Here is a 14,264-nt window from a genome sequence, read left to right as displayed (position 1 = left end):
AGTCTTCCTTCCGGTTGGCGGCAATACTGATGGGTATATTTTCTATAAAATATATGTAGATTAAAAATGTTTGTCTACCGCGCGGGTTCCACGGTTGCTACCCATTGTTCAGATCCAGTCTGCACGGAGAGATGAGATGAACGTTTTTGTCGCGAGCGAGCTCAGCGGGCCACGCATCCGCCCTGTCTACGACCGTCCCGCCGATCCGGCCGGCCTGAAGGAGGCTCTCCGGACGCTGGGTGGCGGTGTCAGTGTGATCACGGCCGGTGAAGGTGAAGAGCGCTCCGGTGCTACCGTCACATCCGCCACGGCGCTGTCCGTCGATCCGCCGCGCATGCTGGTGTCGCTCAACAGATCCTCCTCAACCTGGCCCGTGGTCGAGCGCTATGGCCACTTCGCCGTCAACGTGATCGGTGCCGACCACCAGGAGGTGGCCCATCGTTTCGCCGGCGTGGGTGGCCTTCGGGGATCCGAGCGCTATCTGGGAGCCGAGTGGACGCGGCTTGCCAGCGGTGCGCCCGTGCTCGAAGATGCGGTCGCAGCGCTTGACTGCGAAGTCGAGGAAGCAATCGAAAGGCACAGCCATGTGATCGTGATCGGCAGAGTGCTGTCGATCCGTCTCGGTGGCGGGAACTCCCTGCTGTACCAGAACGGGAGATACCACTCTGTCGCCTGAAACGACCGGCTCCCGGAGGAGACTGATCCATGGTATCGATGGCTGATCGATTACGGCCGGTGCCTCCGGCCCTGACGCGGGAGGCCGATGTCGTGGCTGCGCTCGATCGTTTGGGACACTCGCCCGCCAGCGGCGAGACGGACCAGGCCTCCCAGCTCCCCGCGAGCGGACTTCTCGCCATGTCCATTCCCGAGAGCTTCGGCGGACCGGATATATCGAACCTCATCGTTGCGGACGCCGTCAGCCGGCTCGCGACGTGGAATGCGGCGGCGGCGGAGCGACTTCTCCGGCATCTCGTCGCTCTGGAACTGCTCCGAACCAGTGGGTCCAACGAGCAGCGCAAAGCGATCTACGGACGTGTGGTACTAGGTGATGTCTTCGAGTTCGCTGATCGGCGCGCAGGCGCCGGCCTACCGAGGCTAGTGCGGTCAGGTCTTGCCTTCGCTCTGGAGCCCGCTAGATCGGATATCGAGACCGGCTCGACGGACTGGCAAGTCGTGTTGGCATCTGCTGTAGGTTCTGCACCGGTGGCCGCAATTCTCGATCATGCCCGGGTGTCATTGCGCGATGAACGAGCAGCGTCGGATCTGACCGTGCACCCCGACTACATTCTTTCGCTTGGTTCAAATGCAGAGAGTCTTGCCCGTCTGATGGAGGCTTTTCTGAAAGCCGCAGCCGCGCGCGGGCAAGCTGGCGTCAAGGCCCTGACCGCTGCGACGGATCCGTCGGTTGCAGTCGAACTCGAACTTTTGGACGCGATGATCCACAAGACCGCGTCCTTCATCGACGGCATTCAGGTAGACGATCCACGGATAGACCTCGGACATATCGACCGACTTTGCCGCGCGCTCGACACGGCGCATCTGCGCTGTCTGGGCGATCACTCGCCGGCGATGAGATCCTGATCCGGCTGTTCCGACGCCACGAACTGGGTGAGTGTCATCGTGTCCAGCACGGCTGCCATCGCATCACGAACCCGGGTCATAGAGATCCGGATCTGGCAGGAGGACGGGTCGCGGCAATCGTCACAGGCTTCGAAAGCCGTTCTGCTGGCACATCGGATCGGCGCCAGTGGCCCGTCGAGGGCGCGGATGACCTGACCGATCATGATCTCGTCGGCAGGTTTGGAGAGGGCATAGCCGCCGTGCGGCCCCTTCTTCGAGCGCAGGAAGCCGTTATTGCGCAGTTCCAGCAGGATGGTGTCGAGAAATTTCTTCGGGATGTTGTTGCGTGTCGCGATGTCGGTCACGAATGCCGTCTGCCCCGGCTCCAGCCCCGCGAGGTCGACGAGCGCTTTCAGACCATACTTGCCTTTGTTGGTGAGCATTGCAGAGAGATCCGGCCGAGGGCCCTGAGGTTGTTTTGGCCATATTACATAGTTTTTCTGAATTAAGCGTGCAAGCCGCTTGAGGCCGTTCCGGCCGGCGAAGCTTCCCCAATCACTGGTCTGCGTCCGGCATGCCTCTGAATGCCGGCGCCCTTGCAAATTCCTTCGCCAAACCCCGGAAACTTTGCAATCTCATTTCTCTATAAAAAATATAGACAATATAGGCTGTCCCTATTCGATCAGCAGCGAGAGAGGACCAGCCATGACACGCAAGATCAGACTAGGAGCATTCCTTCCCGGCGGTGGGCAGCATATCGCCTCCTGGCGGCATCCGGATCAGCCGGCCGACGGGGCGGTCAGCTTCGAGTTCCACAAGCAGTTGGCTCTGACGGCAGAGAGGGGCCTGTTCGACGCCTATTTCCTCGCCGATGGTCTCGCTGTCGGCTTCGGCGGCGCACGCGAAGGGGGCAATGCACGGGTCGCCGGGTTCGAACCGGTCACGCTGTTTTCGGCGCTGGCTCCCTTCACCACCCATCTCGGCTTCATCGCGACGGCTTCGACGACCTACGAGGAGCCCTACAACACCGCCCGCAAGTTCGCCTCGCTCGACCTCATTTCCGACGGGCGCGCAGGATGGAACGTCGTCACCACGACGGGCGACGCCACGGCGCAGAACTTCAATCGCGAGACGCAACTGCCGCATGCCGACCGCTATAAGCGCGCCGCCGAGCATGTGGACGTGGTCAAGACGCTCTGGAACAGCTTCGAGGACGATGCCTTCATCCGCGACAAGGAAACGGGCGTCTTCTTCGATCCCGCCAAGCTGCATGATGCCGATCACAGGGGCGAGCACTTCCAGGTCAAGGGCCCGCTGAACGTCTCGCGCTCGCGCCAGGGACATCCGGTGATCGTCCAGGCCGGACAGTCCGACGATGGTCGTGGCCTTGCCGCGTCGACGGCGGAGGTGATCTTCACCGCGCACCAGCACATCGAGACGGCGCAGGAATTCTACCGCGACATCAAGAACCGCGCCCGTGGCCTCGGCCGCAATCCGGATCACGTCCTGATCATGCCCGGCGTCTCGCCCTTCGTCGGTCGAACTGAAGCGGAGGCGCGCGAGAAATACGATCGCCTGACCGCACTGATCCTGGAAGAGGACGGCATCGGCCTGCTCAACGGTCTCACGGGCGGCACGCTCGACCTCCGGGGTTACGATCTTGACGGTCCCCTTCCGCCGGCCCCGCCGACCGAGGGCATGAAGAGCCGCCAGGCGCTGATCCGCCAGATCGCCGACGAGAACAATTTCTCGATACGCCAGCTCTATCAGTGGGTCGCATCGGCGCGCGGGCACTTCACCATCGTCGGGACGCCCGCGCAGATCGCCGATACGCTGCAGGAATGGTTCGAGAACGAAGCCGCGGACGGGTTCAATATACTGCCGCCATGGCTGCCGGCGGGTCTTGATGACTTCGTCGATCTGGTGATCCCCGAGCTTCCAGCGCCGCGGCCTGTTCCGCACGGCCTATGAGGGCCAGACGCTGCGCGAAAATCTCGGCCTGCCGTTCCCCGTCAACCGCTATGCCGCCGATCGCTCGGTCGTGCAGGCTGCCGAGTGAGGTCCGCCATGTCCTATGAAGATATCCATCACGCAAGAGCCTATGGCTTCCGTCTTTCCCCCGATGCCGAGCCCGCACCGCGCTGGCTGAGCAACGCGACGGGCGTGATCGCGCAGGTCCTCGCCCGCTACGGCCTCGTGATCGCTTTCCTGGTCCTCTGGCAGGCAGCCTCCACCTTGGGCTGGGTCAATGCATCCATCTTTCCGCCGCTCGACCAGATCCTCGGTGCCTTGTGGAACGCGATTGCATCAGGTGCTTTCGCCGACGACATCGCCATCAGCCTGCAACGCTCAGGCATCGCCTTCGTCGCGGCCGTCGGTCTCGGCATCCCGCTCGGGCTCTTCATGGGGCAGGTGAGGGCAGTGGAGCAGGCACTCGATCCCCTCTTGCAGTTCTTTCGCCAGACTTCGGCGCTGGCACTCTATCCGGTCTTCATCCTCCTGCTTGGTCTCGGGGAGTCCTCGAAGGTATTCGTCATCTTCTGGGCAACGCTCTTCCCGATCCTCTTGTCGACCATCGGCGGTGTGAAGGAGGTGGACCGTAAACTGATCGAGATGGCGCGAACCTATGGCGCCGGGTCGCTTCAGATCTTCAGCCGCGTGGTTCTGCCGGCCTCCATGCCCGCAATCTTCGTTGGTCTGCGCCTCTCGGCGACGACCGCGCTACTGCTGCTCATCGCGGCCGAGATGATCGGCGCCAACAAGGGCATCGGATTCCAGGTGATGAACGCGCAATACAACTTCCAGATCCCGCTGATGTTCGCGGCGATCCTGCTCCTGGCGCTGCTTGGCCTCGCCGCCAACGCCGCCCTCGTCTTCCTGCAGCGGCGCCTGTGCCGCTGGGCCTGACAAGACATCCGATCCCTCCCGTCACACCCTCATCCAAGGAAACTCCCATGACACTCCACTCCCGCAAGCTCCTCTTTTTCGCCGCACTCTCGCTTGCCCTTTCGGGCTCCGCATTCGCGGCCGAAGACGTGAAGTTCCGCTATCTCTCCAGCCAGGGCGGATTGTCCGCCCATGAGCTCGCCGCCGAACTCGGCTATTTCGACGGCACCGGCATCACCATCGAAAACGTCGGCTATGCCACGGGCGGTCCGGCTTCTCTCATCGCGCTTGCCTCGGGCGATGTCGAAATCGGCAGTGCGGCGACGTCCGCCGTTCTCAACTCAATCATCGGCGGCAACGACTTCGTCGCGGCCTATCCGTCGAACGGCATCAACGACGAGGTCCAGTCGATCTTCTACGTGTTGGAAGACAGCCCCATCCGCGACATCAAGGACATCGCCGGCAAGACCATCGCGGTGAACACGCTTGGGGCCCATCTCGACTATACGATCCGCGAGGCACTGCACTCCGTCGGTCTGCCGTCGGACGCCGCCAACCAGATCGTCGTCCCGGGGCCGCAGCTCGAACAGGTCCTGCGCTCGGGCCAGGTCGAAGTTTCGGCCTTCGGTTACTGGCAGACGACCTTCGAAGGCGCGGCCAAGCAGAAGGGTGGGCTGCGCGCCATCTTCGACGACACGGATGTTCTAGGCGAGATCGCCGGTGGCTTCATCGTGCTGCGGCGGGATTTCATCGAAGAGCAACCCGAAGCCGCCAAGGTCTTCGTCGAGCAGTCGGCGCGGGCGCTGGACTATGCCCGCGAACATCCTGAAGAAACGAGAGCAATCTTGGCCAAGGCGCTGGCCGAGCGCGGCGAGAACCCGGATATCGCCCAGTACTTCCGCGGCTACGGCGTCCGTCCGGGCGGCAAGGCGGTCGAGCGCGACCTGCAGTTCTGGATCGACGTCCTGGTGCGCGAAGGCAAGCTGAAGGAAGGCCAATTGTCCGCCAAGGATATTCTCTACTCCTCCGAAACGGCGAGCAACTGACAGATGGCGATCGCTCAGTCCGATACCATTCGCGGAGAGGTGACGATCCGTCACCTCTCCAAGACCTTCAACCTCAACGGACAGCCGCTCCCGGTCCTGAAAGATCTCAACCTCGCCATCCGCTCCGGTGAAAGCCTTGCGATCGTCGGCGCCAGCGGTTCCGGCAAGACGACGCTTCTCAGGATCCTGGCGGGCCTCGAAGAGGCCGATGCCGGCGACGTACTGATCGACGGACGTCGCGTCCGCGGCGTCGGCACGGAGCGGGCGGTCATCTTCCAGGAGCCGCGTCTGCTGCCCTGGCTGACGGTCATCGACAATATCGGCTTTGGCCTCGAGACGAGAGGCCTGTCCCGTGACGAGGCGCGCTTCATATCAAAGCGCTATGTCGACCTCGTCGGTCTCAAGGGTTTTGAAACAGCCTATCCGCGCCAGCTCTCAGGCGGCATGGCGCAAAGGGTCGGTATCGCCCGCGCACTTGCCGTCCAACCCGAGATCCTCCTGCTCGACGAACCGCTGGGCGCACTCGACGCCATGACCAAGATCGGCATGCAGCAGGAACTGGCCCGGATCTGGAAGGAGGAGGACGTAACGACGGTGCTCGTGACCCACGATCTCGAAGAAGCGATCTTCCTCGCCGACCGGATTCTGATCCTGCCCCGAGAGAAGGCTGCCCAACCTCGACTGATCGACATCAACCTTCCAAGACCGCGCGATCGCAGCGCTACCGGGTTTGTTCGACAGCGTGAGGAACTGCTCGGACTGTTCGGATTGCATTGAGAGGGTAACAGCACGAAACCGACGAACGCGGTCATACCTGCGCTCGTCGCGCTCCTTTACGCTTCTTGGCGCACCTTTTAGAGTAGGTGTGCTGTGGACAGTCTGCTCTCATCGCCCCGGAGCGGAAATCATTTCCGCTTGGCGCCTACGTTGCGGTCTTTCGCAACACCCTCAGAAGCATCTGTGGCGGCCGACCTTCTCGATCCTGCCTCGCTCGCCTCGGCGCTATCCGGTCTCGACCCGTCGCAATTCTTCATCTCGAGTTGACTGCGGCAGGCGACGGAAGCGGACAACATCCGCGTCAATTCCGCCATGGTGCGTAATCTTCTCACCGCGCTGTCGTCGGCCAAAATCGGTGAAGCATATGGCGCTGGTGACGGGCCTCGATCGGACAGCAGATCAATCGCGCGGGCTAATACTGTGAGAAACGTGTGCCTGGATATCTGCCCAGGCACACTTCTACCATCGACCGCTACCATCGACCGCTATGCCTTTGAAGGCATGGCTGCAGGCTCTTCCGGCGAGTGCGTCACATAGGCGATGACCGCATCGGCGATCATCTGCTTGTGCCGCGCATAGAGGACCGGTTCCGAAAGGTCGCGGTGGAAGATGGTGCCGAAGGTGTGCCTGTTGGAGACGCGGAAGAAGCAGAAGGCGCTGACGAGCATGTGCAGGTCGATGGCATCGACCTCGCGGCGGAACACGCCTTCGCGGCGACCCCGTTCCAGGATGTCGCTGATCATCCTGACGATTGACAGGTTGAGTTCGCCGATCTCCGTGGATCGCTTCATATGGTTGGCGTGGTGAATGTTCTCGATGCTCACCAGCCGCACGAATTCCGGATTGTTCTCATCGTGGTCGAAGGTGCTGGCAATCAGCGTCCGCAGCGCATCCACAGGTGGCATGTCGGCCAACTCCAGATCCGCCTCGAGCGACCGGATTTTCCGGTAGGCCTTCTCCAGCACCGCCAGGTAAAGACCTTCCTTGCTGCCGAAGTAGTAGTAGATCATCCGCTTCGAAGTGCGGGTCTTCTCTGCGATGGCGTCGACGCGCCCGCCCGACAGCCCGTATTCCGAAAACTCCTCCGTCGCGACGGTGAGGATGTCGTCCTTCGTTTTCTCCGGGTCGTTCTTTCGGCCTTCGCGCTCCACAGGTGTTCTCACAATCACTCGTCCGCCGTCGGTCTGCAGAGCCCATGCCGGCTCGCTCTTCAATGGTTACGTCTTAAGAGGCTTGCGAACAGGTTTCAATGGTCGTCCGAATTGACACGAACTAGTTCGTACATTATTGCATTGGGCGCGGTGCTGAATGCCGCCGGTTGTTCGGGAGGAGCGCCGTCCGCCCAGGATCCTCCGCGCTCCTGGCATCGGCGAATACGAAATGAAATCACAAAAGACATCCTTTTGCGCCGGCCTTATCGGCAGGGGAATTCAGGCATCGTTGACGCCGGCGATGCATGTCGCGGAGGGCCGCGCGCAAGGGTTCGACTACCGGTACGAACTTCTGGATCTCGACCAGATCCAGGTCGGTGTGGATCAGCTTCCCGATGTGATCGCCGATGCCGAAGCCCGAGGCTTCGGTGGATTGAACGTGACGCATCCCTGCAAGCAGGCGGTTCTCGGTCTCCTCGACACGCTGTCGGAGGAAGCAACGGTTCTGGGTGCCGTCAACACCATCATTCTTCGCGACGGCAGGCGGCACGGGCACAACACCGACTGGTGGGGATTTGCCGAGAGCTTCCGCCTCGGACTGCCGGGAGCCGACCTTGATGCTGTCGTCCAGCTCGGCGCAGGCGGGGCTGGCGCGGCGACAGCCTTTGCCATTCTGCGGTCAGGCGCCTCCAGGCTGACCATTTTCGATCAGGATCAATCGCGCGCTGACGGGCTGGCGGAGACGATGCAAAGACACTTTCCTCATGCCCTCGTTGAGGCCGGAGACGAACTGCCGGTGGCCATGGCGGGAGCCTCGGGCCTGATCCATGCGACCCCGACCGGCATGGTGAAATATCCCGGTCTGCCTTTGCCTGCCGATCTGCTGCATTCGTCCCTGTGGGTGGCCGAGATCGTCTATTTCCCGCTGATCACGGAACTGTTGTCTGAGGCGGGGCGTCGCGGATGCAGGGTGCTCGATGGCGGTGGGATGGCGGTCTACCAGGCAGTAAAGGCCTTTGAACTTTTCACCGGTATCAAGCCAGATTCGGACCGGATGGGGCGCCATTTTGCCGAACTGACCCAGGCTCCGCCACAGACTGCGCTGGCCTCGGGAGCCGCCTCATGAAGACCTCCATCGCGACCGTCTCTATCAGCGGCGAGCTTCCCGAAAAGCTGGAGGCAATCGCCAAGGCGGGGTTCGACGGCGTCGAGATCTTCGAGAACGACTTTCTGGCCTTTGACGGCAGTCCGCGCGATGTCGGACGCATGGTTCGAGATTGCGGACTGGAGATCACGCTGTTCCAGCCCTTCCGGGATTTCGAAGGCATGCCGGAGCCGCACCGGTCGCGGACCTTCGATCGCGCCGAACGCAAGTTCGACATCATGCAGGAGCTGGGGACGGATTTGGTTCTCGTCTGCTCCAACGTCTCGCCTGTCTCGCTCGGCGGCATCGATCGTGCCGCAGCGGACTTCCACGAACTGGGGGAAAGGGCGGCAAGGCGCGGCTTGAAGGTTGGCTACGAGGCGTTGGCCTGGGGACGACACATCTTCGACCATCGTGACGCCTGGGAGATCGTCCGCCGCGCGGATCATCCCAACGTCGGCCTCATTCTCGACAGCTTCCATACGCTTGCCCGCAAGATCGACATCGGCTCCATCCGATCCATGCCGAAGGACAAGATTTTCATCGTTCAGCTGGCCGACGCGCCCTTGATCAACATGGACCTGCTTTACTGGAGCAGGCACTTCCGCAACATGCCCGGCGAGGGCGATCTACCGGTCGCTGACTTCGTCGCGGCCGTCGCTGCAACCGGATATGACGGCTATCTCTCTTTGGAGATCTTCAACGACCAGTTCCGCGGCGGCTCGCCCAAGGCCATTGCCGCCGACGGCCATCGTTCTCTGGTCTATCTGGGCGACCAGGTTCGGAGAAGACCGGATGCTGCAAGCCTGACGGTGCCCTTGATGCCGGACCGCGCGACGGTCGCCGGCGTCGCCTTCATCGAGTTTTCGGTCGGCAAGGTCGATGTCGAGCCTCTGCGGGCCATGTTGCATTCGCTGGGTTTCCGGAAGACGGCCACCCACAAAACGAAGAATGTCAGCGTCTACCAGCAGGGCGAGGTCCGCATCCTCATCAACCGGGAGGAGGTCGGCTTCGCCAGCAGCGCCTATGCCGTTCACGGTGCATCGGCTTACGCAATGGCCCTGCAGGTGGAGGACGCGGCGGCGGCCATGGCGCGTGCGGTGGCGCTTGGCGCTGCGCCTTTCAGCCAGCCCGTCCGGCCTGGCGAGGTCGAGGTTCCCGCTATCCGCGGCGTCGGTGGTGCCCTGATCTATCTTCTCGATGCCAAGACGGACCTTGGCCGCATCTGGGACATCGATTTTGCGCCTGCGCAAGATGAAGCCGCTCCGGAACCGGCGTGTCTGCTGGCCGTCGACCATGTGGCGCAGACGGTGGCCTACGAGGAGATGCTGACCTGGCTCCTGTTCTACACCTCGATCTTCGAGACCGAAAAGTCGCCGATGGTCGACATCATCGATCCGTCGGGCGTGGTGCGCAGCCAGGTTATCCAGAACGGTGAGGGAACGTTGCGCATCACGATGAACGGCGCGGAGAACCGGCGCACGCTCGCCGGCCATTTCATCGCCGAAACGTTCGGGTCCGGGATCCAGCACATTGCCTTCCGTACGGAGGACATCTTCGCCACGGCCGCGGCCCTTCGTGCCAACGGTTTCAAGGCGCTGCCGATCTCACCAAACTACTATGGCGACGTCGAAGCCCGTTTCGGCCTCGATCCGGAGCTGACCGAGCGGCTGAAGGCCGAGAACATCCTCTATGACCGCGACGAGCATGGCGAATATTTCCAGCTCTATAGCGGCACCTACGGGGAAGGCTTCTTTTTCGAGATCGTTCAGCGCAGTGGATATCTCGGCTATGGCGCCGCGAATGCAATATTCCGGATCGCGGCGCTGAAGAAACAGATCAGGCCGGAAGGAGTGCCAATCGCTTGAGCCCACATGCAAAGGGATCAATGCCGCAGCAGGCGGGAAGGCTGATGGCCAATTGACTAAACGAACCATTCCGTACATTCTGACGACAGTCTTGGTCCGGAGGAATGGCCATTGATCTGGAGGACGTTATCCGATCAACGGATGATGCAGAAACAACAGGAGGAGAAAACATGAACTTCAATCTCACACGCCGTTATCTCATCGGTGCAACCATGCTGGCTGTAGCCGCATTTAACGTTCCGGCGTTCGCCCAAGACAAGCCGACGCTCAAGTTCTCGGCCGTGTTCTCGGAGCAGGACATCCGCGCCGAGATGACCAAGATGCTGGCCGACGACATCAAGGATGCTTTCACTCTTGAGCCTTACTACGGCGGCAATCTCTTCAAGCAGGGAACGGAGTTCGTCGCCATCCAGCGCGGCAACCTGCAGATGGGCAATATCGCCCCCCAGGACATTTCCAAGCAGATCCCGGAATGGTCGGTGCTGACCTCGGCTTACCTGTTCCGGGACGCCGCCCATCTGAGCGCCTTCTTCAACAGCGACGTCGGTGCCGAATTCAAGAAGATGGCTGAAGACCAGCTCGGCGTCCACATCCTCGGTCCGACCTATTTCGGTGCCCGGCAGGTGGGACTGAAGTCGGAAAAGAAGATCATGACGCCTCAGGATATGGCCGGGATCAAGCTGCGCATGCCGGGTGGTGACGCCTGGCAGTTCCTCGGCGAAGCTCTGGGCGCCAATCCGGTGCCGGTCGCCTATGCGGAAGTCTATACCGCGCTTCAGACAGGAGCGATCGACGGCCAGGACAATCCGCTGCCAAACGTCAAGAACATGAAGTTCTACGAGGTCATGTCGCAGATCGCCCTGACATCCCACCTGATCGGATATGACCTTCTCGTCATCTCCAAAGAGGCCTGGACCGCGATGACGCCGGAACAGCAGCAGGCCTTCCAGGCGGCAGCCGACAAGGCCATGAAGTTCAGCGAAGACAAGCATGTCGCACAGGAAAAGGCCCTGCTCGAGGAGTTCCGTGCCGCCGGCCTCGACATCTACGAGCCCGACCTGGAAGCCTTCCGCAAGTTCGCCCAGGAGAAGTACCTGAACTCCGATCTGGCGAAGTCCTGGCCTGAAGGTATCCTGGAGAAAGTGGCGGCTCTCTAAAGCCGCAGCCACTATCGCTCGTGGACTGTAAAGAGCGGTGAGGCGGGATCTTCAGATCCGCCTCGCTGCCTCCTGGAGAAATGGACATGCCTCAAAGACTGATGGCCATCGGCGGATGGCTGCGACGGCGCTCGGAAAACCTCCTGTGCCTGATGCTGCTGACGATGTTCATCGTCTTCATCCTGCAGATTGTCTTTCGCTATGCGCTGAACATGTCGATCGGCTGGACCCATGAGGTCAGCGTGGCGCTTTGGATCTGGATCGTGCTCTTCGGATCGGCATTCGTCGTGCGCGAGGTGGACGAAATCCGCTTCGACCTGATCTGGGGCGGTGCCAGCGACAACAGCCGCCGCATCATGCAGATCATCTGCGCAGCGGCCCTGATCTTCCTGTTCGGCATCTCGCTGCCGGCCGTGATCGACTACGTCACCTTCATGAAGGTGGAAAGCACGGCCTATCTGAAGATCCGCTTCGATTACCTCTACTCCATCTACGTCATCTTCGCGGTCGCCACGATCATCCGCTACCTGTGGCTTGCTTTCCAAGCCGTCCGAGGGAATGCGCCGGACATCTTCGATCCAACCAAGGCAGGCTCGGGCGTATGAATTTCGCAAGTCCCTTCTCCATCACCCTCATCGTCATCACCGTCCTTGCCTTCCTCGGCCTGCCGATCGGCCTGTCGATGATCAGCGGCTCGATCCTCTACCTTCTGCTCGTCGGGGCGGACATGGGGATCGTCGCCGAGCAGTTTCTGAACGGCATGTATTCCAACTACGTCATCCTGGCGGTGCCGCTCTTCATCCTTGCTGCCGAATTCATGAACGTCGGCTCGATGACCGAACGCCTCCTGAATTTCTGCAACGTCCTCGTCGGCCGCTTCCGCGGTGGCCTCGCCCAGGTCAACATCGTGCAGAGCATCATCTTCGCCGGCATGTCCGGTTCGGCCATCGCCGATGCGGCCGGCAGCGGCAAGATGATGCAGACCATGATGACGCGGGAGGGACGCTATACGCCGAGTTTTGCGGCCGCCTTGACTGCAGTGACTGCCGTGGTCGGGCCGATCATCCCGCCGTCGATCCCGATGATCCTCTATTCGCTCGTGTCCGATGCTTCGATCGGCTACCTCTTCCTCGCAGGCATGGTGCCAGGCCTCCTGATGGCCGGAATGCAGATGGTGCAGGTGGTGATCACGGCCCGGCGCCGGAACTTCCCGGTGGAAGAGCCGGTGCCGATGCGTGAGATCCCGCGCATCACGCTACGGGCCTTCCCCGCCCTGATGATGCCGGTCGTGCTGCTGGGCTGCATCTATTCGGGCATAACGACGCCGACTGAAGCGGCCGCCATCGCGGCAGCCTATGCGCTAATCATTTCGATCTTTCTCTACCGCAGCATCAGCGTCCGGGATTTCTACGGGTCGCTTGCCGCCAGTGCCAAGTCGACGGCATCCATCGGCATGCTGATCGCCGGCGCCCTGGTCTTCAACTACGTCATCACGATCGAGAATATCCCAGACAGCATCCGCGTCATGCTGACGGCCTGGGACCTGAGCCCGACCGGCTTCCTGATCCTCGTGAACATCATCCTGTTGATCCTTGGCTGTATCTTGGAAGGCACGGCCATTCTGCTGATCATCGTGCCGGTCTTCATCCCGGCGGCCCAGGCACTCGGCATCGACCTCGTCCACTTCGGCGTAGTCGTCGTCGTCAACATCATGCTGGGTTTGGTGACGCCGCCCTACGGGCTGCTGCTGTTCATCGTGGCGAAGATCTCCGGAGCGCCGATCAAGGGCATCATCGTCGATGCCGCACCCTTCCTATTCTGGATGGTGCTGTGCCTCGCCTTCATCACCTTCGTGCCGGACAGCGTTCTTTGGCTGCCGCGGCTTCTCGGATACCAAGGCTGATGGGAGAGATCATGAAGCCGATCTACATTCTGAACGGACCCAACCTCAACCGGCTGGGCAAGCGCGAACCGGAGATCTACGGGACCACGACGCTCGCGGAAGTGGAGGCTTTGTGCCGCGACGCTGCCGGCGAGCGCCCGGTGGAATTCCGCCAGACCAACAGCGAGGAAAAGCTGATCGACTGGGTCCACGAAGCGATCGACGAAGGTGCCGGCATCATCATCAATCCGGCCGCCTTCACCTTCACCTCTCTGGCCCTTCTCGATGCCCTCAAGATGTTCAAGGGACCCATCATCGAGTTCCACATCAGCAACGTGCACAGGCGCGAGTCGATCTATCACCGCTCTTACGTTTCCATGACGGCAACAACGGTCATGGCCGGACTGGGCGCTCAGGGCTATCCGCTGGCGGTGCAGGCTCTGGAGACGTTGATCGATAGACAGATGCGCTAAGCGCTAGCGGCAATTATCTCCGTTTCGGAGCTAAATTTGGTGAGGCGGCCAGAACGCGTCCGGCCGCGACCATGGCGGACTGACAGCGCTTGAACTAGGCCAGCAGCGCTGGCGGCATGCGATGAAATGCTGAGCACGTCCATTGGCTTGATAATCCTGGTGATGGCGTTGGCACTTCTCGCTTCAAGAGGCTCCGCCGTCGGCGCTGATCGGCGCTGATCGGCGCCGACGGCGCGAGCATCGCTCAGGTGCCGTCCAAGGGGGAGGGGAAGCGTTCTAGTCGCAGTCTCTCCTTGCTTCACGGAAACTGTGGGCTACCG

General features: G+C 61.5%; 13 protein-coding genes and 2 pseudogenes. 13 read left to right on the top strand and 2 right to left on the bottom strand.

Going from position 1 to position 14,264, the window contains the following annotated elements; genetic code table 11:
• Positions 1 to 136 precede the first annotated feature (136 nt).
• Entirely contained in the window at positions 137 to 676 is a 540-nt protein-coding gene (locus tag ACWPVA_RS13015; RefSeq protein WP_454288093.1) for a flavin reductase family protein, read from the top strand.
• 29 nt (positions 677 to 705) lie between these two features.
• Positions 706 to 1,581, top strand: coding sequence for a hypothetical protein (locus ACWPVA_RS13010; protein WP_454288092.1), 876 nt, complete (start codon positions 706 to 708; stop codon positions 1,579 to 1,581).
• Here the strand turns inward: ACWPVA_RS13010 and ACWPVA_RS13005 are convergent.
• Entirely contained in the window at positions 1,557 to 2,003 is a 447-nt protein-coding gene (locus ACWPVA_RS13005; protein ID WP_454288091.1) for an Rrf2 family transcriptional regulator, read from the bottom strand. The genes ACWPVA_RS13010 and ACWPVA_RS13005 overlap by 25 nt on opposite strands.
• Positions 2,004 to 2,265: 262 nt before the next feature.
• On the opposite strand from ACWPVA_RS13005, the pseudogene ACWPVA_RS13000 reads away from it, so the two are divergent.
• The 5 genes and pseudogenes from ACWPVA_RS13000 to ACWPVA_RS12980 form a co-directional block, all read left to right on the top strand.
• Positions 2,266 to 3,619: pseudogene (locus ACWPVA_RS13000) on the top strand (LLM class flavin-dependent oxidoreductase).
• Positions 3,620 to 3,627: 8 nt separating this feature from the next.
• Positions 3,628 to 4,467 (top strand): ABC transporter permease, encoded by an 840-nt coding sequence (locus tag ACWPVA_RS12995; protein WP_454288090.1) that lies wholly within the window; start codon positions 3,628 to 3,630, stop codon positions 4,465 to 4,467.
• A 47-nt stretch (positions 4,468 to 4,514) separates the two neighbouring features.
• Positions 4,515 to 5,492 (top strand): ABC transporter substrate-binding protein, encoded by a 978-nt coding sequence (locus ACWPVA_RS12990; RefSeq protein ID WP_454288089.1) that lies wholly within the window; start codon positions 4,515 to 4,517, stop codon positions 5,490 to 5,492.
• Between the two features lie 3 nt (positions 5,493 to 5,495).
• On the top strand, positions 5,496 to 6,269 hold the full coding sequence (locus ACWPVA_RS12985) for an ABC transporter ATP-binding protein (RefSeq protein ID WP_454288088.1): 774 nt from the start codon (positions 5,496 to 5,498) through the stop codon (positions 6,267 to 6,269).
• A 183-nt stretch (positions 6,270 to 6,452) separates the two neighbouring features.
• Positions 6,453 to 6,654: pseudogene (locus ACWPVA_RS12980) on the top strand (NAD-dependent dehydratase); the annotation flags it as partial.
• Between the two features lie 100 nt (positions 6,655 to 6,754).
• Here ACWPVA_RS12980 and ACWPVA_RS12975 read toward each other — a convergent pair.
• The gene (locus ACWPVA_RS12975) at positions 6,755 to 7,432 is read right to left on the bottom strand and encodes a TetR family transcriptional regulator (RefSeq protein WP_454288087.1); all 678 of its coding nucleotides are present in this window, start codon (positions 7,430 to 7,432) and stop codon (positions 6,755 to 6,757) included.
• A gap of 217 nt (positions 7,433 to 7,649) precedes the next feature.
• On the opposite strand from ACWPVA_RS12975, the gene ACWPVA_RS12970 reads away from it, so the two are divergent.
• From ACWPVA_RS12970 to ACWPVA_RS12945, 6 genes are all read left to right on the top strand, one after another.
• Positions 7,650 to 8,546 (top strand): shikimate dehydrogenase, encoded by an 897-nt coding sequence (locus tag ACWPVA_RS12970; RefSeq protein WP_454288086.1) that lies wholly within the window; start codon positions 7,650 to 7,652, stop codon positions 8,544 to 8,546.
• Positions 8,543 to 10,432 carry a bifunctional sugar phosphate isomerase/epimerase/4-hydroxyphenylpyruvate dioxygenase family protein gene (locus ACWPVA_RS12965; RefSeq protein WP_454288085.1) on the top strand — a complete coding sequence of 630 codons (1,890 nt, stop codon included), beginning with the start codon at positions 8,543 to 8,545 and terminating at the stop codon, positions 10,430 to 10,432. The genes ACWPVA_RS12970 and ACWPVA_RS12965 overlap by 4 nt, the downstream gene beginning before the upstream one ends.
• Before the next feature lie 170 nt (positions 10,433 to 10,602).
• Positions 10,603 to 11,589, top strand: a complete 987-nt coding sequence (dctP, locus tag ACWPVA_RS12960) for a TRAP transporter substrate-binding protein DctP (protein ID WP_454288084.1) — start codon at positions 10,603 to 10,605, stop codon at positions 11,587 to 11,589.
• Positions 11,590 to 11,675: 86 nt separating this feature from the next.
• Positions 11,676 to 12,194, top strand: coding sequence for a TRAP transporter small permease (locus tag ACWPVA_RS12955; RefSeq protein WP_454288083.1), 519 nt, complete (start codon positions 11,676 to 11,678; stop codon positions 12,192 to 12,194).
• Positions 12,191 to 13,492 (top strand): TRAP transporter large permease, encoded by a 1,302-nt coding sequence (locus tag ACWPVA_RS12950; protein WP_454288082.1) that lies wholly within the window; start codon positions 12,191 to 12,193, stop codon positions 13,490 to 13,492. The genes ACWPVA_RS12955 and ACWPVA_RS12950 overlap by 4 nt, the downstream gene beginning before the upstream one ends.
• 11 nt (positions 13,493 to 13,503) lie before the next feature.
• A complete protein-coding gene (locus ACWPVA_RS12945; RefSeq protein ID WP_454288081.1) occupies positions 13,504 to 13,944 on the top strand; it encodes a type II 3-dehydroquinate dehydratase in 441 nt (146 codons plus the stop codon).
• The last annotated feature ends 320 nt before the right edge of the window (positions 13,945 to 14,264 follow it).

Source organism: Rhizobium arsenicireducens, assembly GCF_964021225.1.
Note: the sequence above shows the minus strand (reverse complement) of the source record. Positions and strands in the feature narration are given on the sequence as shown.